Source organism: Pantoea sp. GD03673, assembly GCF_029844725.1.
GTDB lineage: Bacteria > Pseudomonadota > Gammaproteobacteria > Enterobacterales > Enterobacteriaceae > Pantoea.
In genome coordinates this window covers 107,957-131,077 of the sequence record NZ_JAOCKJ010000001.1, presented here as the reverse complement: position 1 = coordinate 131,077, position 23,121 = coordinate 107,957, and the positions used below count along the sequence as shown (strand labels likewise).

The 23,121-nt window shown below is 57.2% G+C and carries 23 protein-coding genes; 14 read left to right on the top strand and 9 right to left on the bottom strand.

Translation table 11 applies throughout. The features are described 5' to 3' along the window. Positions 1–97: 97 nt before the first annotated feature. The gene (locus N5J69_RS00615) at positions 98–1,351 is read left to right on the top strand and encodes a mechanosensitive ion channel domain-containing protein (RefSeq protein ID WP_279767358.1); all 1,254 of its coding nucleotides are present in this window, start codon (positions 98–100) and stop codon (positions 1,349–1,351) included. A gap of 63 nt (positions 1,352–1,414) precedes the next feature. Here the strand turns inward: N5J69_RS00615 and N5J69_RS00610 are convergent, their stop codons facing one another. Next, positions 1,415–1,711 carry a hypothetical protein gene (locus tag N5J69_RS00610; protein WP_279767357.1) on the bottom strand — a complete coding sequence of 99 codons (297 nt, stop codon included), beginning with the start codon at positions 1,709–1,711 and terminating at the stop codon, positions 1,415–1,417. Positions 1,712–2,138: 427 nt separating this feature from the next. Between N5J69_RS00610 and treZ the strand changes: the two genes are divergently transcribed. The 4 genes from treZ to N5J69_RS00590 all read left to right on the top strand — a co-directional run bounded on the left by treZ (position 2,139) and on the right by N5J69_RS00590 (position 9,466). Beyond that, on the top strand, positions 2,139–3,923 hold the full coding sequence (gene treZ / locus N5J69_RS00605) for a malto-oligosyltrehalose trehalohydrolase (protein WP_279767356.1): 1,785 nt from the start codon (positions 2,139–2,141) through the stop codon (positions 3,921–3,923). Continuing rightward, complete coding sequence (treY, locus tag N5J69_RS00600; RefSeq protein WP_279767355.1) at positions 3,920–6,448, top strand: malto-oligosyltrehalose synthase; 2,529 nt, start codon at positions 3,920–3,922, stop codon at positions 6,446–6,448. The genes treZ and treY overlap by 4 nt, the downstream gene beginning before the upstream one ends. A gap of 57 nt (positions 6,449–6,505) precedes the next feature. Continuing rightward, the gene (glgX, locus tag N5J69_RS00595) at positions 6,506–8,581 is read left to right on the top strand and encodes a glycogen debranching protein GlgX (RefSeq protein WP_279767353.1); all 2,076 of its coding nucleotides are present in this window, start codon (positions 6,506–6,508) and stop codon (positions 8,579–8,581) included. Positions 8,582–8,701: 120 nt separating this feature from the next. Continuing rightward, complete coding sequence (locus N5J69_RS00590) at positions 8,702–9,466, top strand: SDR family oxidoreductase (protein ID WP_279767352.1); 765 nt, start codon at positions 8,702–8,704, stop codon at positions 9,464–9,466. 100 nt (positions 9,467–9,566) lie between these two features. On the opposite strand, the gene N5J69_RS00585 is transcribed toward N5J69_RS00590, so the two are convergent. Then, positions 9,567–9,842 carry a hypothetical protein gene (locus tag N5J69_RS00585; RefSeq protein ID WP_279768084.1) on the bottom strand — a complete coding sequence of 92 codons (276 nt, stop codon included), beginning with the start codon at positions 9,840–9,842 and terminating at the stop codon, positions 9,567–9,569. Positions 9,843–10,375: 533 nt separating this feature from the next. On the opposite strand from N5J69_RS00585, the gene N5J69_RS00580 reads away from it, so the two are divergent. Both N5J69_RS00580 and N5J69_RS00575 read left to right on the top strand, forming a co-directional pair. After that, on the top strand, positions 10,376–10,915 hold the full coding sequence (locus N5J69_RS00580; protein WP_279767350.1) for a TetR/AcrR family transcriptional regulator: 540 nt from the start codon (positions 10,376–10,378) through the stop codon (positions 10,913–10,915). Next, on the top strand, positions 10,912–12,060 hold the full coding sequence (locus N5J69_RS00575) for an MFS transporter (protein ID WP_279767348.1): 1,149 nt from the start codon (positions 10,912–10,914) through the stop codon (positions 12,058–12,060). Before N5J69_RS00580 ends, N5J69_RS00575 begins: the two co-directional genes overlap by 4 nt. Before the next feature lie 153 nt (positions 12,061–12,213). Here N5J69_RS00575 and N5J69_RS00570 read toward each other — a convergent pair whose 3' ends face one another. After that, positions 12,214–12,450, bottom strand: coding sequence for a hypothetical protein (locus N5J69_RS00570; protein ID WP_279767347.1), 237 nt, complete (start codon positions 12,448–12,450; stop codon positions 12,214–12,216). A 285-nt stretch (positions 12,451–12,735) separates the two neighbouring features. On the opposite strand from N5J69_RS00570, the gene N5J69_RS00565 reads away from it, so the two are divergent. The 3 genes from N5J69_RS00565 (at position 12,736) to N5J69_RS00555 (ending at position 15,031) form a co-directional block, all read left to right on the top strand. Further along, the gene (locus tag N5J69_RS00565) at positions 12,736–13,257 is read left to right on the top strand and encodes a GNAT family N-acetyltransferase (protein WP_279768083.1); all 522 of its coding nucleotides are present in this window, start codon (positions 12,736–12,738) and stop codon (positions 13,255–13,257) included. A gap of 100 nt (positions 13,258–13,357) precedes the next feature. Next, positions 13,358–14,569: a diguanylate phosphodiesterase gene (locus tag N5J69_RS00560; RefSeq protein WP_279767346.1), complete on the top strand. Its 1,212-nt coding sequence runs from the start codon at positions 13,358–13,360 to the stop codon at positions 14,567–14,569. 228 nt (positions 14,570–14,797) lie between these two features. Further along, positions 14,798–15,031, top strand: a complete 234-nt coding sequence (locus N5J69_RS00555) for a DUF4060 family protein (RefSeq protein WP_013357724.1) — start codon at positions 14,798–14,800, stop codon at positions 15,029–15,031. Between the two features lie 45 nt (positions 15,032–15,076). Here N5J69_RS00555 and anmK read toward each other — a convergent pair whose 3' ends face one another. Then, entirely contained in the window at positions 15,077–16,198 is a 1,122-nt protein-coding gene (gene anmK, locus N5J69_RS00550; RefSeq protein ID WP_279768082.1) for an anhydro-N-acetylmuramic acid kinase, read from the bottom strand. Between the two features lie 282 nt (positions 16,199–16,480). Between anmK and slyB the strand changes: the two genes are divergently transcribed. After that, on the top strand, positions 16,481–16,948 hold the full coding sequence (slyB, locus tag N5J69_RS00545) for an outer membrane lipoprotein SlyB (RefSeq protein WP_279767343.1): 468 nt from the start codon (positions 16,481–16,483) through the stop codon (positions 16,946–16,948). Between the two features lie 40 nt (positions 16,949–16,988). Here slyB and slyA read toward each other — a convergent pair whose 3' ends face one another. Next, a complete protein-coding gene (gene slyA / locus N5J69_RS00540; protein ID WP_279767340.1) occupies positions 16,989–17,426 on the bottom strand; it encodes a transcriptional regulator SlyA in 438 nt (145 codons plus the stop codon). 150 nt (positions 17,427–17,576) lie between these two features. Here slyA and N5J69_RS00535 point away from each other — a divergent pair, with 150 nt between their 5' ends. From N5J69_RS00535 to N5J69_RS00525, 3 genes are read left to right on the top strand one after another with little or no spacing between them, the layout of a single operon-like run. Beyond that, entirely contained in the window at positions 17,577–17,813 is a 237-nt protein-coding gene (locus N5J69_RS00535) for a DUF1656 domain-containing protein (RefSeq protein ID WP_279767338.1), read from the top strand. A 5-nt stretch (positions 17,814–17,818) separates the two neighbouring features. Continuing rightward, positions 17,819–18,676, top strand: a complete 858-nt coding sequence (locus N5J69_RS00530) for an HlyD family secretion protein (protein WP_279767337.1) — start codon at positions 17,819–17,821, stop codon at positions 18,674–18,676. After that, on the top strand, positions 18,673–20,673 hold the full coding sequence (locus N5J69_RS00525) for an FUSC family protein (protein WP_279767334.1): 2,001 nt from the start codon (positions 18,673–18,675) through the stop codon (positions 20,671–20,673). Before N5J69_RS00530 ends, N5J69_RS00525 begins: the two co-directional genes overlap by 4 nt. Here the strand turns inward: N5J69_RS00525 and N5J69_RS00520 are convergent, their stop codons facing one another. The 4 genes from N5J69_RS00520 to N5J69_RS00505 form a co-directional block, all read right to left on the bottom strand. Continuing rightward, positions 20,674–21,141, bottom strand: coding sequence for a hypothetical protein (locus tag N5J69_RS00520; RefSeq protein WP_279767332.1), 468 nt, complete (start codon positions 21,139–21,141; stop codon positions 20,674–20,676). Between the two features lie 130 nt (positions 21,142–21,271). Continuing rightward, positions 21,272–21,790: a superoxide dismutase [Cu-Zn] SodC gene (gene sodC / locus N5J69_RS00515; RefSeq protein ID WP_279767330.1), complete on the bottom strand. Its 519-nt coding sequence runs from the start codon at positions 21,788–21,790 to the stop codon at positions 21,272–21,274. Positions 21,791–21,874: 84 nt separating this feature from the next. Then, entirely contained in the window at positions 21,875–22,771 is an 897-nt protein-coding gene (locus N5J69_RS00510) for an aldo/keto reductase family oxidoreductase (RefSeq protein WP_279767328.1), read from the bottom strand. Positions 22,772–22,839: 68 nt separating this feature from the next. After that, positions 22,840–23,079, bottom strand: coding sequence for a DUF1289 domain-containing protein (locus tag N5J69_RS00505; RefSeq protein WP_279767326.1), 240 nt, complete (start codon positions 23,077–23,079; stop codon positions 22,840–22,842). Positions 23,080–23,121: the final 42 nt, after the last annotated feature.

Sequence of the window (23,121 nt, the reverse complement as noted above, 5' to 3'; positions counted from 1 at the left end):
AAAAACGGGGCGACGCAGTCTGAACGCATTCGGCGCTTAACAAGCATACCCGTGCTGTGGTTGAATTCGCCCCTTACATTTTTCGCACGTGGTTAACATGCATTACATTCAGAGCCTGATGAGTTTTATTGAGGGAAACCGGGTGCTGTCGATCGGCTTCAGCCTGCTGCTGCTGATTATGGCCGGGATGGTCACTCACCTGATCTGCAAATTTTTCATCGTCAAAGTGATCAGAAAGGTCTTTTTCAGCGGCCATAAAAAGGACGTTCCGCTGGATAAAGATGTCCGCCTCTCTCAGAAGCTGTCAAATTTTGTGCCGGTGATTGTGGTCTACAATTTCCTGCAATTCATGCCCGGCCTGCCCGAAAACCTGAAAGTGGCGATTCAGACTATCTGCGGCATCCTGTTTTTTGTCTATCTGTCGATCTTCTTCAACGAAGTGCTGGAGATTGTTAACAACTCCTACTCGCGCAAATCGAAGCGCAAGAATCACTCGATCAAGGGCTATATCCAGATTGGCAAAATCCTGGTGCATATTATCGCCGCGATCATGATTCTGGCGATTATGTCCAACAAGTCACCCGCGATTATCATCTCCTCGCTGGGTGCGGTCGCCGCGGTGCTGATGCTGATCTTCCAGCATACGCTGCTGTCGCTGGTGGCGAATATTCAGCTCTCTTCCAACGATGTCCTGCAACTGGGCGACTGGATTGAGATGCCGGACAGAAATATCAGCGGCGAGGTGATCGATATTGCGCTGCACACCATCACCATTCGCAACTGGGATAACACCCTTTCGCGCATCCCGACCAAGAACTTCCTGACCGAAACCTACACCAACTGGCAGGCGATGTTCTCCTCCGGCGCGCGCCGCATCATGCGCAGCTTCTATCTTGATCAGAAGTCGATCACCTTTGTGAATCAGGAGATGCTGCAGTCGATGAGCCAGATCCGCATTGCCAGCGAATCGATCACTGAGCTGCTGGATGGACGGGATATCAGCGCCGTCGGCGATCGCTGGTTTATGGAGAACGGCATCACCAACCTGATGGTGTTCCGCAAATTCCTGACCGCCTGGCTGATGCAGCGTGATGATATTAAGAAAGAGATGTACATCGTGGTGCGGCCGCTGAAACCGTCACCGGATGGCTTGCCGGTGGAGATCTACTGTTTCACCTCCTCCATCTTCTGGGCCGATTATGAAAATACCCAGGCGGCGATTTTTGAGTACATCTATGCCATGGCGCGACTGTTTGAACTGCAGATTTACCAGCATCCGGCAGGATCTGATTTCGCCCGTCTGGCTCTGCGTCCCGACAGCCGCGATGCAGGGCCAGACGGCACGCCATAACCGGTGATGCGTGGCGGCGGTCAGGTCAGACGCCGCCACGACACTGCCCTCTGGCTCAGGTCATTAACTTTTACTCAGCGCATAATTCAGCACTTTGTCATTCTTCATCTGTACGGTCAGCGTCTGCCCCTCGGTGGTGTTCAGGGTGCGCGCCTCGCTGTAGGTCCACTTCAGCAACCGCTGCCCGTCCGGGTAGGGTGTTTCACTGTCAGGCTGACCAAACAGCGCGATAAGCTGGGCCTTGGTGGTCTGACCGGCATGAATATGCTGCAGATTCGCGCTGTCCAGACGGTGTCCGACCCGGTTAGAGCAGGCGGAAACCAGTAGCAGCAGCGTGACTAACAGAACGCGTTTCCTCACGTAATATCCTTTTGAAATGTTCAGCGCCGCCGGTCCGCCGTAAGGCCCTGTGCGGTCGCGCTTAAGCTTATAGTGAATCCGCGCCATCCGGCAGGGTTTTCTGGACCTGCCCCCCTGATTCCCCCCCGGCAGAGGCCAATTCAGAGCAATTAACGCAAATTAATGCGCCGGAACCGCCTGCTGCCCTGCGACTGCAACATCTTAGTCTATGATTACTCTCTGTATGCCGCGTGGAAGCGGTCTCACGTTGCCCTTTCCGCCGCATCACGCTGAATACCAGTCCAGCTTCCTGGCTGAAGAGACGCGCCAGCCCACCTGGCATCCGGGTCTCGCTGATAGCTTTATGATTTTTTGACGCTTGCGTCATCGACATTCTATTCGCGCGGTGGTCGCCATCGCGTATTTCAAGGCTAAATGAGGCAACTGAATGGAATCCAAATCTTTTTCTAAAAGTTGGGGCGCTGAACGGGTTGCCAGTGACGAGGTGCGTTTCCGCCTCTGGGCAACCGGTCAGCAACGCGTGACGCTGCGTCTCGCTGGCAAAGACATTGAGATGACCCCGCAGGCTGACGGCTGGTTTGAAGCGCAGGTTGCCGGGGTGGCCGCGAATGCCGCCTATGATTTTGTGCTGGCGGATGGAACGGCAGTGCCCGATCCCGCCGCCCGTGCCCAGAAAGCGGAGGTTAATGGTCCCTCGCTGGTCATCGATCCTGACGCGTATCAGTGGCAGAACACGGACTGGCGCGGACGTCCGTGGCAGGAGTCGGTGGTGTATGAACTGCACATCGGCACCTTTACGCCTGAGGGCACCTTCCGGGCGGCGATTGAGAAGCTGCCGATGCTGGCCGACACCGGCATCACCATGATTGAAGTGCTCCCGGTGTCGCAGTTTGGCGGCCATCGCGGCTGGGGCTACGATGGCGTCCTGCTCTATGCCCCCCACGCCGCCTACGGTTCACCCGATGACTTCAAAGCCTTTATCGACGCAGCGCACGGCCACGGTCTGTCGGTGGTGCTGGATATTGTGCTGAACCACTTCGGCCCGGAAGGCAACTATCTGCCGCTGCTCTCGCCTGACTTCTTCCACCAGGCGCGCAAAACGCCGTGGGGTGCAGGCATCGCCTATGACGTTGACGCCGTGCGTCGCTACATTGTGGAAGCGCCGCTCTACTGGCTGCAGGAGTTTAATCTGGATGGCCTGCGTTTTGATGCGATCGATCAGATTGACGATCCCAGCGACAAGCATGTGCTGATTGAGATTGCCGAACGCATCCGCTCGGCGATTACCGATCGCCCCATTCATCTCACCACCGAAGATTGCCGTAATGTGACCTTCCTTCATCCGCGTGATGAAAACGGTCACGCTCCGCTGTTTACCGGCGAATGGAACGATGACTTCCACAACGCCGTGCATGTGCTGGCGACCGGGGAAGATCACGCCTACTACCAGGATTTTGCCGATCATCCGGCGCAGCAGGTGGCGCGGGCGCTGGCAGAGGGCTTTGTCTATCAGGGGGAGGTGTCGAAGCAGTCGGGTGAGCCGCGCGGCGTGAAAAGCAGCAGCCAGCCGCCGGTGGCCTTTGTCGACTTTATCCAGAACCATGACCAGACGGGCAACCGGGCGCAGGGCGAAAGGCTGATCAGCCTGGCAGGCACAGCACGCACCCAGGTGCTGCTGGCTACCCTGCTGGTCTCCCCGCATATTCCGCTGCTGTTTATGGGCGAAGAGTATGGCGAAACCAAGCCGTTCCTGTTCTTTACCGATTTCCACGGCGATCTGGCGAAAGCGGTGCGCGAAGGCCGCGCCAGAGAATTTGAAGGCCATGCCGGTCATGGTGAAACCGTGCCGGACCCGAACGCTGTCACCACCTTTGAGCAGTCGAAACTTAACTGGCAGCACACAGAAACGCCGGAAGGCCAGCAGTGGCTGGCATTGACGCGCCAGCTGCTGAGCCTGCGTCAGCAGCATATTGTGCCGCTGCTGCAGACCGCCGGTGGCGACGCCGGTCAGGTGATTGCCACAGCTGAGGGCTTCCTTGCCGTGCGCTGGGACTTCCCGGCAGGGACGCTCTCCCTGGCACTGAACGTCAGCAACAGCACACAGCCGATCCCCGACCTGCCGGGCGAGACCCTGTTTGCCTGGCCGCAGGCCGCGAGCGACCTCGCGCCTGACTCTATCGTGGTGCGTCTGGCTAAGAGAGAAGCAGAATGAATATTCCAACCGCAACCTATCGCATCCAGTTCCGCAACGGCATGACCTTTGATCGTGCGGCGGCGCTGGTCCCCTACCTGAAATCGCTGGGTATCAGCCATCTTTACGCCTCGCCGATCTTCAGCGCCACCGCGGAATCAACCCACGGTTATGACGTGACCGACGTTAACCAGATCGAGCCGTCGATTGGTGGCCGGGAAGGCTTTGACCGCATGGTGGCCGCGCTGAAAGCGGCCGGGCTGGGACTGATCCTTGATATCGTGCCAAACCATATGGCCGCCTCGCTGGAGAACCCGTGGTGGCGCGACGTGATTGAGCATGGCGAACAGAGCCGCTACGCGCACTATTTCGATATCGACTGGTCACGCCGCCTGACGCTGCCATTCCTCGGCGACACCTTTGAGGCGGTGCTGGAAAACGGGGACATCAGCGTGCAGCGCGATCCGCAGACCGGCAAACCGGCGCTGGCCTATTTCGACAATTTCTATCCGCTGGCACCTGAAACCTGGCAGGACCGGGAAGAGGCCGTGCTCGCCCTGCGCGATGCCGCACAGATTGCCGGGCTGCATGACCAGCAGCCGTGGCGACTGATGTCCTGGCGCGATGCGCCTAACGACCTCTCCTACCGCCGCTTCTTCGAAGTGACCGGGCTGGTGGGCGTGCGCGTGGAAGACAGGGAGGTTTTTGAGGCCGCCCATCAGCTGATCCTCGACCTGGTTCACAGCGGTGCGGTACAGGGATTACGCGTCGACCACGTGGATGGCCTGGCCGATCCACGCGGCTATCTGGAACAGTTACGCCAGGCTGCCGGTCCCGACTGCTATCTTACCATGGAAAAAATCCTTGGTGACAATGAGCAGTTGCCTGACGAGTGGCCGGTTTCCGGCACCACCGGCTATGAGTTTATGGCCGCACTCGCCAACCTGCTGGTCGACAGCGATCGCCTGAGCGGATTGCGTAAAGCCTACCAGGCCGTCATTGGCAAAACCGTCGATATGAAAGCGGAGCTGCGCGCCGCCAAACTGCTGATGGCGAACCGCAACTTTGCCGGTGAATTTAACCGGTTACTGCAGCTGGCACTGAAAATTGCTGACGCAGAAGGCACGACTCAGCCAGAACCGGCCCTGAAAAATGCGCTGCGTGAACTGCTGGTCGCTTTCCCGGTTTACCGCACCTACGGCACGCCGGAAGGCCTGACGCCTGCGGACACCACGCTGCTGGAACAGGTGGTCAGCGAGGTCAAAGCCAGTGACCATGCGCCCGACAGTCAGGCGCTCGACTTCCTGACCCATATTCTGCGTGCTGAGACTGCCGACGCTGCTCGCGATGATGCCACGCAGTTCCGCACCCGCTTCCAGCAGCTGACCGGACCGCTGATGGCGAAATCGGTAGAGGACACGCTTTTCTTCCGTCAGCACATGGCGCTGGCGCTGAATGAAGTCGGCGCTGAACCGCTGGCACGCCACTTCTCGCTGGATCAGTTCCATGCGGAGATGCAGGCGCGGCGCGAACATCAGCCCGATGCGCTGTCGGGCACCTCAACGCACGACACCAAGCGCGGCGAAGATGCCCGTGCGCGGCTTTATACCCTGACCGAAGCGCCAGAGCGCTGGGCAGCGTGTGTGAGCCGCTGGCGGGAGATGAACCAGGATCACGTCGTTCGCCTGAAAGATGGCGCGGCACCGGAACCGGCCGTGGAGTGGATGCTGTATGAAGCCCTGGCGGGCGTCTGGCCAACCACCCTGCAGCCGCAGGATGCGGAAGGTCTGGCGGCGCTGGAAGCCCGCTTTGTGGTTTATGTTGAGAAAGCGATGCGTGAAGCCAAACTGCGCACCGACTGGGCTGACAACAACGATGCCTATGAAGAGGCGGTGCTGAGCTATGCCCGTCATCTGCTTGCGCCCGCCAACAGCGCCTTCCTGAATGATTTCTGTCAGTCGCTGCACCCCTTCCTGCGTGCCGGACTGGTCAACAGCCTGACCCAGACCGTAGTGAAGCTTACCGCCCCTGGTGTGCCCGATATTTACCAGGGCAGCGAGGCGCTGGACTTCAGCCTGGTCGATCCCGATAACCGCCGTGAACCCGACTTCGATGCGCTGGCGGCGATGCTTAACGCGCCACAGCAGGACGGCAGTGAGGCGCACTGGCTGCGGGGTCAGGTCAATCAGCAGGCAATTGTCAAACTGCTGGCGCTGCGTCAGCAGCAGCCTGAACTGTTCCGCCAGGGGGGCTATCTGGCGCTGTCGGCTGCGGGGGAGCAGCAGGATAAGGTGCTCGCCTTTGCCCGCACCCGCCAGGATCAGGCGGTGATTGTCATTGTCTCACGCCGGGTGTTTAACGCGCTGCCTGAGAACCTCGATCATCCTCCCGCGTCACGCTGGGCTGATACGCATATCGCCCTGCCCGCCGCACTCGGCCAGCGCCGCTATCGGGATGTGCTGAGCGGTAAAACCCTTGATGCAGGTGAGACGTTGTCGCTTTCAGCGCTGGCGTCTCAGTGGTGCGCCGTGCTGGTGGCACAGTGACATCCGAAGGCATCTTTTTATTACGCGTCAATCTGTACATTGAATAACGAGGCATAAATGTCAAACAGTCAGCGTTTTGAAATTACGGCGGGTTACAGTCATTTGCTGGGGGCCAATTTTGATGGTCAGGGCGTGAACTTTGCCCTGTTCAGCGCCCACGCCGAGCGGGTTGAACTCTGTCTGTACGATCCCAGCGGCAAAACGGAAATTGCCCGGCTGGACCTGCCGGAATATACCCATGAAGTGTGGCACGGCTATATTCCGGGCCTGAAGCCCGGCGCGCTCTATGGCTATCGCGTCTATGGCGCGTATGACCCGGAAAATGGTCATCGCTTTAACCCCAACAAGTTGCTGCTCGACCCGTACGCCCGTGAACTGGCGGGCGATATCGCCTGGAACGAGGCGCACTTCGCGTACGATCTCTATCACGACGATAAAGATCTGACGTTTGACACCCGCGACAGCGCCCCGTTTACGCCAAAGTGCCGGGTGATCGATCCCAACGAATTCGACTGGCAGGACAACAACCGTCCACATGTGCCGTGGCCGAAAACCGTCATTTATGAAACGCACGTGAAAGGGTTTACGCAGCTCAATACCGCACTGCCGCCAGCGCTGCGCGGCACCTTTGACGGTATGGGTCACAAAGCGACCGTCGACTACATCAAAAGTCTGGGCATTACCTCTGTTGAGCTGCTGCCGGTACACTGGTTCCCGGACGATCAGCACCTGCTGGATAAGGGGCTGAAAAACTTCTGGGGCTACAACACGCTGGGCTTTTTTGCGCCCGCCACCCGCTACTTCGGGCCGCGCGGCATTCAGGGCTTCCGCGATATGGTGCGCGCCTTCCACGATGCCGGGATTGAGGTGATTCTGGACGTGGTTTACAACCACACCGCCGAGGGCAATGAGCTGGGTCCGACGCTGTCATTTAAAGGCATCGATAACTTCTCCTATTACCGCACGATGCCAGACCAGCATCGTTATTACATCAACGACACCGGCACCGGCAACACCGTGAACACCTCGCATCCGCGTGTGCTGCAGATGGTGCTCGACTCACTGCGCTACTGGTCTGAGTCGATGCATATCGACGGTTTCCGTTTCGACCTCGGCACTATTCTGGGTCGCGAACCCGACGGCTTCGATCCCCGTGGCGGCTTCTTTGATGCTGTGATGCAGGACCCGATCCTGTCGCAGAAAAAGCTGATTGGCGAGCCCTGGGATATTGGTCCTGGCGGCTATCAGGTGGGCAGTTTCCCGCCAGGCTGGGCAGAATGGAACGACCAGTACCGCGACACGGTGCGTGACTACTGGAAAGGCAACAACGTCTCCACCGACTTCGCCGCCCGCCTGCTGGGCTCCGGCGACCTTTACGACCAGCACGGTCGTCGTCCGTGGGCCAGCGTCAACTTCATTACCGCACACGACGGCTTCACCCTCAACGATCTGGTGTCGTACAACGACAAACATAACGATGAGAATGGAGAAGATAACAACGATGGCCACAACGATAACCGCTCTTACAACTACGGCGTCGAAGGCCCGACCGATGACGAGGGCATTAATGCCGTGCGCGAACGTCAGAAGCGTAACTTCCTCGCTACGCTGATCTTCTCCCACGGCACGCCAATGCTGCTGGCGGGTGACGAGTTTGGCCGCAGCCAGATGGGCAACAACAATGGCTACTGTCAGGACAGTGAAATCTCCTGGGTACACTGGGATAACCTGCCGGAATCCGCTGAAGCGCTGCGCGCGTTCACCCGTCAGATCCTGACACTGCGTGCTGAGCAGCCGTTACTGCGCCGTGAAAACTGGCGTGACGGCATGGATATTAAGTGGTTCAACGCCGGTGGCGGCTTCCAGCAGAGTGAGCAGTGGGATGAAGGCTCAACGCTGGGCGTCTATATCGGCCGGCCGGATCTTCAGACGGAGGAAGGTATCTGGCATGACGTCCTGATGCTGCTTAACCCGTTTGAAGGCAATGTGCCCTTCCGTATCCCGCAGTTCGGCGAGGGTGGATGGGTGCTGGAGCTGACCACCAGCGATGTGGCAAAGCGGGGTCTGGTGATCACCAAAGAGAAGGACTTCGAGCTGGAAGGACGCAGCTTCGCGCTGTTCAGACGCCCCTGATCACCGCATACGGCTACACATCAGGCGCAGCGCATTTCGCGCTGCGCTTGTCTTTTTGAGGATCGCTGCCAGGCTTAAGCGGTTGTTAACAGTGAGAATTGATGCTGATAAGGAGGCATAATGTCCAGATTTACACAGAAGGTTGTGGTTGTGACAGGTGCCGGGTCCGGCATCGGCGAAGCCAGCGCGAAACGTTTCGCTGAAGAAGGGGCATCGGTAGTGCTGGTGGGACGCACCCGACAGAAACTGGAAGCGACGCTGGCTGAAATGACCTCAGGCGATCATCTGGTGGCGGCCTGCGATGTCTCAGACGCTGAGCAGGTTAAACAGCTGTCAGAAACGGTGCTGCAGAAGTATGGCCGTGTTGACGTGCTGGTGAATAACGCGGGCGTTATCGTGCAGGGCCGCATCCATGAAGTTGATCTCGATGCATGGAAAACCCTGATGAAAACTGACCTTGACGGCGTTTTCCACGGCGTACACTACTTCATGCCAGCGCTGCTGAAGAGCAAAGGCAACGTCGTTAACATTTCGTCCGTTTCCGGCTTAGGCGGTGACTGGGGTATGAGCATTTACAACGCAGCTAAAGGGGCGATTACCAACTTCACCCGTGCGCTGGCGATGGACTACGGCGCGGATGGCGTGCGGGTCAATGCGATCTGTCCCGGCTTTACCTTTACCGATCTGACCGAAGATACCAAACAGGATCAGGCGCTGCTGGAACGTTTTTACGATCGAATCCCGCTGCGCCGTGCCGGTGAAGCAGATGATATCGCCCGTGCAATTGTTTTTATTGCCAGCGATGAAGCCAGCTATATTACCGGCGTCAATTTGCCGGTTGATGGCGGAATTACCGCCTCAAACGGTCAGCCGAAACAGGCATAAATATCAGGGCAGCGCCGTTACGCTGCCCTTTTTATTCTGAATGCCTCGCCCTGGTCATTCTCTTTATTTCCTTTTCCCGCCGCCCGTTAATATCAGCGAATTAATGCTTTGGCGTATGGCGGGTAGGCGTTGCCGAACGGGTCGGTTTAATTGCCGTGCTGATACTGGTCGGGCAAATAAAGGTGCTCAGGCAGGCATTACAGAGTATGGCATTCGCGTGGTGTATTTTCGCCACCGCCAGCGCCTGCTGCCGGGTATAAAGCGAACCAATAAAAACGCGTTTATCGTTCTTTGACAGATTAACGCAACCTTCTTTGTGTAAAATCCATCCACCCATGGGACGCGGGCACAGATAATAATAGCTGGCTTTGAGCATGGTAGTCATCCTGATAGTTGCTGTATGTGTCGTAAAAAAACGAACCAAAATTGGTAAGAGGTTTTATTTGTAATCTGAAGCTTTATTAAACTAACTGAGAATTATCCCTAAAACCACTTTATTGCGTCAGTCAAACCGACTTTGAGAATATGCCCTTTTCAGCCACGCCTGTCGCTTCAGCCATTCGGCGTACCCGTGGGCTCCGGCCCGCTTTGTCGCCCTGCTTTCATTTACAGTGCTTATGCATCGATAAAACATAATAATCCATAAAAAACAAAAATATAGGTGACATAACGCTCTGGCAGACCTCATGTAACACCGCATTATGATTAGCACGGCAGCAGGCGCTATTACCCGCCGCAGGGGTACGTATGAGTATTGATAAACTGAAGCTGAAAAAGGGTGAAGCCGGCATAGCGCGTCTCTTTTAGCGAAGCGCTGACGCACGCGGAGTCGGGGGTTTATCAATACCGGCGCAAGCAATCAATAGCGGCTGGCTTGAAAAAGTAAAACGATCGGTTTACTTTTAAACAATGAAAAAGAGAGACGATATCCTTCAGGCCGCCGAGCGGCTCTTCTATACCCATGGCTTCCACGCCACCAGTACCGATCAACTCTGTCGCGAGGCGGGGGTCTCTACCCGTACGCTTTATCATCACTTCGCCTCCCGCGAAGCCCTTACCGCCGCAGTGCTTAATGCCCGCGAGCAGCGCTTTATGGCTGACCTGCTGCCAGCACAACAGCCTGAGGCCATAGCGCATCTGTTTGCCGTGCTGGGCGAGTGGACGATGAATAACGGCGCACGTGGCTGCTTTTTTCTGAAAGCCTGGGGAGAGTATGCCGAGCGGGATGCTGAGCTGGCATCGCAGGCACTGGCCTTTCGCGCCGCGATGCGTGATTACATCACCCAGTGTGTGACGCATCGGCGCGGCGAAGTCCATCAGCAGCTGAGTGATGCCATCTGGATACTCTTTGAGGGTGCGATTACCACGGCGCTGATAACCGGTCCTGCTGCTGCCCGGCAGGCGTCGCTGGTCGCCGACCAGTTGCTGCAGAGTGAAGCGGCCAGATGAAGTCACCCACCGCGCTGGCGCTGACCGGCTTTAGCCTGATTGCTGTGACGTACGGCATGGCGCGCTTCTCGTGGGGATTGATGCTGCCCGCTATCGTAAAAGATATCCCGTTCAGCCCGCAGCAGGCGGGCTTGCTGTCAGCCTGCAGCTTTGTGGCGTACTGCCTCACTATTCTCACCGCAGCCGTCCTGGCCGAGCGTTACGGTGCCCGGCTGACTGCACTGCTGGCTACCCTCAGTGCAGCGTCAGGTCTGCTGCTGCTCGCCTGTGCCTCCTCACCGCTGCTGCTGGCGACCGGCCTGTTTATTGCCGGATTGAGCTCAGGCCTGGCTTCACCCGCTCTGGCCGCGGCAGTCAGCAGCCGAATCCCGGTTGCCGATCAGCCGCGCATCAATACCCTGATCAACGCGGGCACCAGTGCAGGCATTATTCTGACCGTGGTGATCCTGAGCGTGCTGCCCGGCGGCTGGCGGGCCGCCTGCCTGCTGTTCGCCCTGCTGTCACTGACCTGCCTGCTGCCGGTGATGCGCGTGCTGTCGGCTCAGGCCACCGGTCGCGCCGCCAGCGTGCGCCACTGGCACCAGCGTCTGTATCGTCGCGCTGTGCGTCGGCTGATGGGCATCGCGTTGATTTCAGGCCTGGTGAGTGCGGCCTGGTGGAGCTTTGGATCGGCCCTGCTGCGCCAGCATGTCGGCGTTGATGAAGAGACCGCCCGTTTACTCTGGCTGATTGCCGGCGGGGCAGGCATTGCAGGTGCAGCAACCGGCCCGGTCGCAGCCCGTATCGGACTGAACGCCGTTTACCGGCTGTCGCTGTGCGGGATGGCATTGCCGCTACTGGTTCTGGCCTTCAGCCGGGGTGAATCCACCGGTTTGCTGATCGCGGTGGCCTGCTGCGGCGCAGGTTATGTCACGCTGTCGGGCGTGCTGCTGGTATGGGGCGCACACGCGACGGCTGAAGATCCGGCGACCGGCGTCGGTATCCTGTTTTTTATGCTGGCGATGGGTCAGGCTGCGGGATCGCTGCTGTTTGGTCAGCTCTCTGCCCTGTCAGGTGCCAGTACGGCATTGACGCTGTTTGCAGCCACCGCCCTGCTCCTGCTGTTTATTACACCGTCGCACAGCATTAATGCATCCGGCCAATAAGCCATCATTACCGGATGGCATAATAACGCGCGTGGAGTGAAACAAATAATCGCTGAAGTTCTTTGCCAGACAGCGTGAAATAAACGGCCCGGCTGAGGAGGAGTGATTATGTCAGCACGCTTTCTCTGCCGATAAAAGCAGCGCCGGAATATTTCAGATGGCGCGAATATTCTTAATGCGCGGATTAACTTTTTGCTGAAGTAAATCTTCATCGGGTCCCAGATAATAAGGCACCGCACACTGCTTACCGTCTTTGGTAAATATGATCTGATTATCCTGCAGGAATAACGCCGTAAAATGGCCCAGTACCACACCATTTAATTCGAAGCAGTGATTTCGTGCGGCACGCAGCCCCTGCTTACTCGTGAGAAAATCAACAAATCGCATCATACTGCGCCTCCCGTCTATGCGTTAATTCTACCGAAGCGGCAGAGATAATAGCCTTAACCCCGGTGCGAATCATCCGGCTGATGCTGTTTTCAGAATAGGCTTAATCGCCATTCAGTAGCGGCATTACAGTGGCAAATCGTCGTCTCCTTTTCCTGCCAGGAATAGTCCTGGATAAAGCAGCAGTAATAAAATGACTGAAGCAGATGAAATTTATATTGCGCACGCTGACTGTCCGCTATACCGTTGATTTTTCGACAACTGCAGACACTCAGGAAGAAACCCATGATGGAAATTTTTGAGACAGATGAGCGCCACATTCCGGCGATTCAGCAGATTTACGCCTGGCATGTCCTTAATGGCACCGGCTCCTTTGAGACCGTGCCGCCTGACGCGGCAGAGATGGGTGAGCGGATGCGTAAGATTCAGCAGGCGGGCCTGCCGTGGTTCATCGTCGTCAGCGAGGGCGACGTGCGTGGTTTTTGTTATCTGGCACCTTATCGCCCGCGCCACGCCTACCGGCATACGCTGGAAGATTCGATTTATATTGACCCCGGCTTTCAGAAACGCGGTGCCGGTTCACGTCTGTTAGACCATGCCATTACCTGGGCTGAGCAGGCCGGGTTTCGCCAGCTGATCGCCAACGTTGGCGACAGCGAGAACCGGGGGTCGATTGCCGTGCACCGTGCTGCGGGCTTTGAGATAACGGGCACCCTGCGCTCGGTAGGTTTCAAACAGGGCCGCTGGCTGGATACCGTTTTTATGCAACGTTCTCTGGGAACAGGTGATACTACGCCGCCGGTTGACTAAAATAGAGTCAGAATAAGAAAGACGCACTGGCCCTCGTTTTCCCCAGGAGAAGCTTCTGGTAAGGTGCCTTAACAAAAAATAAAAAATTCCGGAAACCTTTATGTTGTCGACAATCATCTATCGCAGCCACATCACTGAACATGTGCAGCTCGAGACCCTGAATGATTTGGCGCGGAAAGCGAATAAAATCAATAAATCGTCCAGCGTCACCGGAATTTTACTGTTCAATGGCACGCATTTTTTCCAGCTGCTGGAAGGTCCCGAGACGGCGGTAAAGGCGGTCTACAGCCGGATTTGCCAGGATCCGCGCCACCACAATCTGGTTGAACTGTTGCGCGATTTCGCACCGGCGCGGCGTTTTGGTCACGTCGGTATGGAGCTGTTCGATCTGCGATTGCACGATCAGGAAACCGTGCTGGAATCAGTGCTGGCAAAATGCACCACGAAATACCAGATGACCTATGCCGATCGCGCACTGCAGTTCCTGCGCACCTTTGTTGAAGCGCGTGAAAAAGAGAACTATTTTGAAATTCCTGCCGCCAGCGGCTGGACGTTTATTCGTAACACGTCAGAGCAGCGTGAAGGCGATGCAGCACTGCTGGCGTCCGACGAGGTCAGCTTTGCGTTTCAGCCCATCGTTGATCCGTTCGCCTGCGAAATCGTTTCGCTGGAGGCGCTGCTGCGTGGCCCGCAGGGCGAATCGCCGCTCGACTATTTTGCCCGCCTGACACGCGATCAGCTTTATCAGATCGATCTGAGGTCGAAAAAGATCGCTTTCGCCCAGGCGAAGCAACTGGGCATTGAGGGAATGACGCTGTCGATCAATCTGCTGCCGATGACGCTGGTGGAAGTGCCCGACGCTGTCCCTTTTTTGCTGGATGAGATTGCTGCACAGGGGCTGGTGCCAGAGCAGATCATGGTTGAGTTCACCGAAAATGAAATTATCTCGCAGCCTGAGGCGTTTGAAGCCGCTATCCGGCAGCTGAAAGCGGCCGGCATCAGCCTGGCGCTGGATGATTTCGGTGCCGGTTTTGCCGGGCTGTCGCTGCTGACCCGCATTCAGCCCGACAAGATCAAGATTGACCGTGCCATCATCTCTGATGTGCATAAAAGTGGACCGAAGCAGGCGATCATTCATGCCATTCTGAAATGCTGCGCCTCACTGGAGATTGGCGTTATCGCCGAAGGTATTGAACAACCGGAAGAGTGGATGTGGCTGGAAGCCGCAGGCGTGACCCAGTTTCAGGGCTTCCTGTTCTCAAAACCGGAACTGAATGGCGTTGCCGCTGTGGCCTGGCCGGAGCTGATTTAACCCTTTGCGATTTGGATGAATTTACGATCCCCTGCCTTGCTGGATCCCCCGGCTGCTGCTAAATAATTAACAGCGCCGGAGGATCATCTTTCTGTCATCTTCCCGCGTCACAGTCAGTCATGACCCCCATCAGTGATTAAATGTTTAGCAGTCAGATGTTCAGTGTTTAGGCCAGCGCTACGCGCCATGCGTGCGACGTGACTCCAGGGACAGCATTTGAGGAACTGAATGAAGCAAATCATCCGCGGTGATAAAGAACCCTCCCATATCCTGGCAGCGACCCGTGCCCTCGAAGCGCACTACGCCCGCTACGGAGAAGGTAATAAGTACCATCCCATCATCTACTCCATCGCCTACCGCAGCCGGTTTTACCAGGTTGAGGTGATCACCCGACGTGAAACGATGGTCGCGACGGTCATCACCGGGGTGCGTAATCTGACGCATCTCTCCGGTGCCGCCTGACGGTCGCCGGTCACCTCCGGGGGCAGTATTGCCCCCGGATCCCGCTTAGCGTCGGTAGAGTGCGTTGGCCGGATAGATTGCGCCAATCACGCTTTTCTCCCGTGCCCCCGTCACCGCAGGCAGATTACCCGGCAGGCCGGAAAGCGTGCGGAACGCCAGCCAGGCAAACGCCAGCGCCTCCATATCATCACCACTGATACCCGCCGCATCGGTGGTAGCCACTTCCGTTCCGGGCAGGTGCGCCGCCAGCCGCGCCATCAGCAGCGGATTGCGACTGCCACCACCACAGACCAGCAGACGATCGCAGCCATCATTGAGCAACACCTGCTGTGTGATAGTGATGGCGGTCAGCTCCACCAGCGTGGCCTGTACATCCTGCGGGGCCAGACCCGGAAAATAGCGCAGATGCTGCTCCAGCCAGCCCAGATTGAAGTGCTCGCGCCCGGTGCTTTTCGGTGGCGGCAACGCAAACCAGGGTTCACGCAACAGCGCCTCCAGCAGCGCCGGGATCACCGATCCGCTGCGCGCCCACTGTGCATCTTTGTCATAAGCCTGACCCTGATTACGCCAGATCCACGCGTCCAGCAACATGTTGCCGGGGCCGGTATCAAAACCGCGCACCGGCTGACCGGGGATCAGCAGCGAAAGATTAGCGATACCGCCAATATTCAGCACCATGCGGCGTTCAGTGGCATCCATAAGCAGCGCCTGATGAAAAGCAGGCACCAGCGGCGCGCCCTGCCCGCCCAGCGCCATGTCACGACGGCGGAAATCGCCGACCACAGTGACGCCGGTTGCCGCAACAATCTGGTTATTGTCACCAATCTGCAGCGTATTAGGTGCGTCACTCTGGGGCTCATGCCAGACGGTCTGACCATGACAGCCAATTGCCGTAATATCGCTGGCGTTCAGCGATTCGCGCTTCATCAATGTCATGACCGCATCCGCAAACAGCTGGCCGAGGCGGGTATCAAGCTGGCCGAGCTGTGACAGCGTCAGGGATTGCCCCTGGCAAACCCCCAGAATTGCCTGACGCAGCGCGGGAGGCATCGGATGGCAGTAACTCGCCTGCTGCGCCACCATATTCTCATCAATGGCGGCCAGCACCACATCCACTCCATCCAGGCTGGTGCCTGACATTACCCCGATATAGCGTCCTGATTTCATAGCCATTCCTTACTTCCGGCGGGAAGTGCGATTCATCTGCGGCTAGCCTGACAAATAATGATCGCTAATTCTATGATTAAATTCTTTTTATCCGATTGTGCGGACCCGTACCGTTACGTGACTATTTTTAAACTGCGATTGAATTATTGTTGATCTTACATAGTCTATGCTTCGTCCAACCGTGTTTTGTTCGGACAGGGATTAATTTGCCAGTTTTGTGTCTTATACTGTGTGCAGGATACAGCGATAAACGTGGCGCCTTCTCGACTAAAGGAGTTTCAAATGATTAAGCGTGTAATTGTGGTCGCTCTGGCCGGTGTGATGCTGGCAGGTTGTAGCAATACCAGTACGCTGTCGGGTGACACCTACAGTGCCAGTGAAGCTAAGCAGGTGCAGAGCGTGTCATACGGTACGTTAGTCTCTGTACGTCCGGTTAAAATCCAGGGCGGAGATGAGAGCAATGTCATCGGTGCAATCGGGGGTGCCGTGCTGGGTGGTTTCCTGGGTAACACCATCGGTGGCGGCACCGGACGTAGCCTGGCGACAGCCGGTGGTGCGGTTCTGGGTGGCGTAGCCGGTCAGGGTGTTCAGGGCGCAATCAATAAAACCGATGGCGTTGAGCTGGAAATCCGTAAGGATGATGGCAACACCATCATGGTGGTTCAGAAACAGGCCGCCTCGCGTTACTCCGTGGGTCAGCGTGTTGTGATGGCGTCCAACGGCAGCCAGGTAACGGTTTCACCTCGCTAATAGCGCTAAACAAAAAACCGACGCCTGGGCGTCGGTTTTTTTATTTCTCTTTGTGCTGAAGGTCGAGAATGTTTTTCTCCAGCCGGGCGATGAGGGTCACCATCTGACTGATCTCTTCCCGACTGATGCCGGACAGAATGTCATCCCGCGTCTCATCGATCACACTTTCAACCTGTTCAATAATCGGCTCCGCCTGCTGCGTCAGCTTAATGCGTTTGGCGCGTCGATCGTTGGCACAGGTCGAGCGGGTAATTAACCCTTTCTCTTCCAGCTGGTCCAGCGTGCGCACCAGCGAGGGCTGTTCAATACCAATCGCCTTGGCTAACTGAATCTGTGACTGTTCGGGCGGCAGTTGATGAATATTGTGCAACGTCACCCAGTGAGTCTGAGTCAGCTCAAGCGGCTTCAGCCGCTGATCAATCAACGCGCGCCAGATGCGCACCAGGCGAGATAAATCCGTTCCGAGGGGCGTATCCATTTCATCTCCTTATAATTAGCTTGCTAGCTATCAAGCCAGATTTTACACTATTCTGCGAGTTTACAGGACAAATTACAAATCCCGGACCAGGCTACAATCACGCGGCAGCGCGTTCAGTCTGCCGTTTGGGTTAACGAAGGATGTTATCACGTGCTCACTCCTGCTTTATCCGGTGCGAAACCGCTGACCGATCTGGTCGTGGGCGCCTCGCTGTTTTTCCCGCCGATCTTTAAAGCGGTGATGCTCGGCTTCTTTTTCTGGCTGCTGATTCACCCGCTGGTGCGCGGCTGGATCTACTCCGGCGACGTCTGGCATCCCACCCTGTTTGACCTCTCCCTGTTTGTGCTGTGCGTTACCGCCGCACTCTGGCTCATCGGTCACGGATAATCGATATGAAATTTAACGCGGTAAAATACTTCTCAACGCTGATTGTGTTTGCGCTGGCGCTGCTGGCCGGTGGCTGGCTGTGGAACTATTACATGCAGTCGCCCTGGACCCGTGACGGGAAATTACGGGCAGAGCTGGTGGATATCACGCCTCAGGTGTCAGGCCGGATTACGCAACTGAAGGTCAAAGACAATCAGTTCGTGCAGCAGGGCCAGCTGCTGTTAACGCTGGATCCCGTGCCGTGGCAGATCGCGCTCGACAATGCCACCGCCCAGCTCAGCAAAGCGCAGGCGGATCTGGCGAAAGCGCAGCATGAATACAACCGGCGCAGCAACCTGCCGCGTAACATCATCTCTGCGGAGGATCTTGATGCGGCACGCTTAAGCGCTGAGGCTGCCGCCGCCAGTGCTAAAGCCGCGCAGGCGGAGCTGGAACGCGCACGCTGGAATCTCCAGCAGACGACGCTGACCGCACCCGCAGATGGCTGGATCACGAATCTGACGCTCCGTCCCGGCAACTACGCCACGGCAGGAACGCCCCTGTTTGCACTGGTCGACAGCCACTCTTACTACGTCATGGGGTATTTCGAAGAGACCAAGCTGCGCCATATTCACGCAGGCGCGACGGCACAGGTAGTGCTCTACAGCAATGGCATGCAGCTGCAGGGCCATGTGGATAGCATTGGCCGCGCCATCTATGACCAGAGCATTGAGACCGACAGCGGCCTGGTGCCCGATATCAAACCCAACGTACCCTGGGTGCGGCTGGCGCAGCGGGTGCCGGTGCGCATTCGTCTCGACCCGCTCCCGGCCGATGCCAGTCTGGTGGCCGGTACCAGCTGCACCATCACCATCCAGCCATGAATGTTCAGTGGCTGGCCTGGGATCAACTGCCCTGGATTAAGGCGAACGCCGGTCAGTGGCGCTATGCGTTGCGCAACGCTATCGCGATGTGTCTGGCGCTGAGCATCGCCTATGGTCTGGATCTCGATGAGCCTTACTGGGCGATGACCTCCGCGGCGGTGATCAGCTTTCCCACCGTCGGCGGCGCAATCAGTAAAAGTCTGGGGCGCATTGTCGGCAGCCTGCTCGGGGCCAGCGCCGCGCTGCTAATTGCCGGACATACGCTGAATGAGCCCTGGCTGTTCACCTTTGCGATTGCCGGGTGGCTGGCGCTCTGCACCGGCATTGCGAACCACTATCAGAATAACGTTGCCTATGCGTTTTCGCTGGCGGGCTACACGGCCGCCATCATCGCCTTCAGCAGCGTCAATATCACCGATATTACCTCGCTGTGGACCATCGCTCAGGCTCGCGTCTGCGAGGTCATCTCCGGCATTCTCTGTGCGGGGTTGATGATGATGGTGCTGCCGAGCACTTCCGATGGTGAGACGCTGATTACCTCGCTGAAACAGATGCATAGCCGACTGCTCGAACATGCGGTGTTACTGCTTCAGCCCTCTGCCAGCGATACGATTCGTACCGCGCATGAAAATGTCATCAGCCAGATCCTGACCATGAATCTGCTGCGTATCCAGGCATTCTGGAGCCACTACCGCTTTCGCCGACAGAACAACGTCCTGAACTATGTGCTGCACCAGCAGCTGCGACTTACCAGCGTGCTTTCCAGCCTGCGTCGCATGCTGCTGAACTGGCCTGACGCGCCGGAGACGCTGTTTGAGGCGCTGCAGCAACTGCTGGCGGAGCTGGCGAAACCGGCGTGTGATAAATATCGTCTGGCGCAAATCCTGCGCAGCGTGACACCCGCCGCGAATGGCGACTACCGGCAGCGCGCCTTTTGTCACCGGCTGCGCTACTTCTGCTGGATGTACCTTAACGTACTGCGCTGGATCCGCCTGCTGGATCGCGCCGATGCCGATACCCGCTTTCAGCCGCCGCCGGTTCCGGCGCTGGCGCGCGACAGCGACAGTGCTGAAGCGGGCTGGAGCGCGCTGCGTACCTTCTGCGTTATCGTGCTGGGCTGCGCCTTCTGGATCAACACGCAATGGTCTTCAGGGGCTTCGGCGCTCACGTTAACCGCCATTGCCTGTGTGCTTTATGCCTCTGCGCCCTCACCCGGAGGCAGCGTCACCCTGCTGCTGAAAACGTTGCTGTGGCTGTTTGCGTTTAGCTTTGTGATGAAGTTTGGCCTGATGGTGCAGATCGATCAGCTGTGGCCGTTTTTACTGTTTCTGTTTCCGCTGCTGGTCACGCTGCAACTCTTCAAGCTGCAGCAGAAACAGCGTGCCGGGATGTGGGGACAGTTCATCGTCTTTATGGGCTCGTTTATTGCGGTGACGAATCCGCCCGCCTGGGATTATCAGGATTTTTTCAACGATAACATCGCCAAAGTCTACGGGGTGCTGCTCGCCTGGCTGGCGTTCCAGATTTTACGGCCCAGCTCCGATGCGCGACGCAGCCGACGGCATATCCGGGCGCTACGGCTGGCGTTTCTGGATCAGCTGCGGCAACGGCCCCGGCTCAGCGAGAGCCGCTTTGAATCGCAGATTTACCATCGCATCAGTCAGCTCAGTCACAGCCGGGATGAGCAGGCACGCGTCTGGCTCCTGCGCTGGGGCGTGGTGCTGCTCAACTGCTCGCATATCGTCTGGCAGTTGCGTGAATGGCGCGCTGATTCGGCAGCGCTGATGACATTCCGAGATAACAGCCTGCAAAATCTTCAGCAGATTATCAGTAGCCGCGGTGTACGGCACAGTTCGCTGGATCAGATGCTGACGGAACTGGAAGCGACCATTGCCGCATTACTGGCGCGGGAAAACAACGAGGCCAGCGAACTGGCGGGGATTATCTGGCGATTACGCTGTTCGCTGGCACAACTGAAACAGGCCGTGCCTGAATGATTACTGGCAATATTGCTGCTGCTGGCGGTTAAAATCATCCTGCAACTGTTGCAGCGTTTTATGGCCTTCAAAGCGGGTTTTGTCCATTTCGGTCATCGGTTCAATCACCAGCGCTTTCTCATCGGGTGAGAACATAAAGCGACGCGTCAGTTCGGTGCCGGTAAAACTCTGACCGTGAATGCCACCGCATACCATGGTCATGGTGCGGCGATAGACAGTGGTGTCCGTGAAATTGGTTTCAGTCGCGCTGCGAAAGACCTGATCGCACCCCTGCGCTTCCAGCCTGCGCACCATGTTGCGGCTGAGCCATTCACGGCCTTTGGCGATCTTTTCACAGGTAATACGCATTTTGCTGGTATCAATGGTACGCTGAAGCTCCCGTCCCGTTTCAGTAACCAGTTGCGTATCATTGGGTTTATCGCATCCCACCAGCAGCAGACACAGCAGTAATGCGCCCTTGAATTTCATTTTCCTGCTCCTTTCCCCATCACGCTTTCTTACCTGAATCAATATCATAGGGGGGAAATGACGGGGATGGTATAACAATTCATAAACAGGCAGGATAAAAACGGGCGGCCATCGCCTGCCGCCCGGATATTCAGATGACGCCGCAGGCAAAACGCGCCCCGCCGCCGCCCAGCGGTTCAGGATGATCGGCATGATTGTCCCCGCCAGCATGGACCATCAGCGCTTTGCCTTTGATCTCCTGTAACGATTTCAGACGCGGTGCCAGCACGGGATAAGTTGCGTTGCCTTTCTCATCAACATAGACCGCGGGAAGGTCACCCTGGTGCCCCTCAGCGTACGGTCCCAGATGCTTGCCGGTGTTAGCGGGATCAAGGTGACCTCCAGCCGCTCCAGCGGCGACCACTTTGCCCCCGGACTCGCCCGGCTCACAGCTGCCTTTGGCATGAACATGGAAACCGTGAATGCCCGGCTTCAGTCCCTGCAGATCCGGTGTAAACTGCAGACCATACTGTGTTTCGTCAATCCTGACGGTACCCAGAGATTTTCCTATCCCCTCAGCGGTAACCTGATGGATCGTAACCTGCTCGCTGGCAGCCTGTGCTGCGCCGCAGGCGATCAGCGCGAATAGCGCAACTGCTTTCATTTTCATGGTGACTCCATTTATCTCCCAGGGGTTGAGATAAGTCTGGTCGCTGTTGCGCTTTTTTGCCGAAGATTGACGCAGTTTTACGCTTCAGGGAACATCAAAGCCCAGCGCCGCTTTACGGATACGGAACCACTGTTGACGCGAAAGGGATAGGTTCAGCGCCCCGGCGGCTTCGCTGACCCGCGCTGCTTTACCGGAACCAATAATCGGCAGCGGACGTGACGGCAGCATCAGTATCCAGGCATAGACGACCTGTTCCACACTGGTAGCACCGGTCTCCTGCCGCACCTGCTCAAGTTCATTACGCAGTGGCTGGAAGTGAGGATCGTTAAACAGACGCCCGCCGCCGAGACAGGACCAGGCCATTGGACGAATGCGCAGTTGCTGACACTGATCCAGCGAGCCATCCAGCAGCACGCTTTGCTGCACCGGTGAGATTTCCAGCTGATTGGTCACCAGTGAAAACGGCAGGCGGGATTGCAGCAGTGAAAACTGTGAGGGCGTGAAGTTGGAGACGCCAAAATGCAGCACTTTGCCGCTTTGATGGAGTGCCATAAAGGCCTCTGCCACCTCGTCAGCCGCCATCAGCGGATCGGGACGATGAATCAGCAGCAGGTCGAGACGATCGGTGTGGAAATGGCGCAGCGAATTTTCAGCACTCTGCAGGATATGCGTTTTGTCGGTAATGTAGTGGCCAATCTGATGCTCAGGCCGGGCGCGGGTGGCGATGCCGCACTTGGTCACAATCTGTAGCTGGTCGCGCAGTCCGGGAACAAGCTTCAGCGCCTCACCAAAGGCCGCCTCGCACTGGTAGTCACCATAAATGTCCGCATGATCGACGGTTGTAATGCCGAGCCCCAGATGGTGCTCGATAAACGCAACGCGCTCCTGCGGTGACATCCCCCACTCCATCAGACGCCAGTACCCCATAACCAGCGGTGAAAAATCGGGGCCCTGTAAAGCGATGGCCTGCGGTTCTGACATGATGTTCTCCCTGTTGCGCATTGGCTGAAATTAGCGTGTCAGAGAGTATAACGGAAAGCGCGAAGTCGTCAGAATAACTCCGGCTGTTGTGGTTCGTGCGGCTCCTCGCCTTTCTGCTGCCGGTGCAGGCGCTGACGGCGCTGCTGACAAAGACGGATGACCTCACGCTTTTGCGCATCGCTGAAGCGCAGCCAGTTGAACCGCTCATCGCGGCTGCGTAAACATCCCAGGCAGTAGCCACGCGCATCAGTCTGGCAGATGCCGCGACAGGGGCTGGGAACCGGGAAAAACTCAAGCTGCTCGGCCACCACGACTCCGGATTCACAGAATAAACAGTCCAGTAAAAAGCG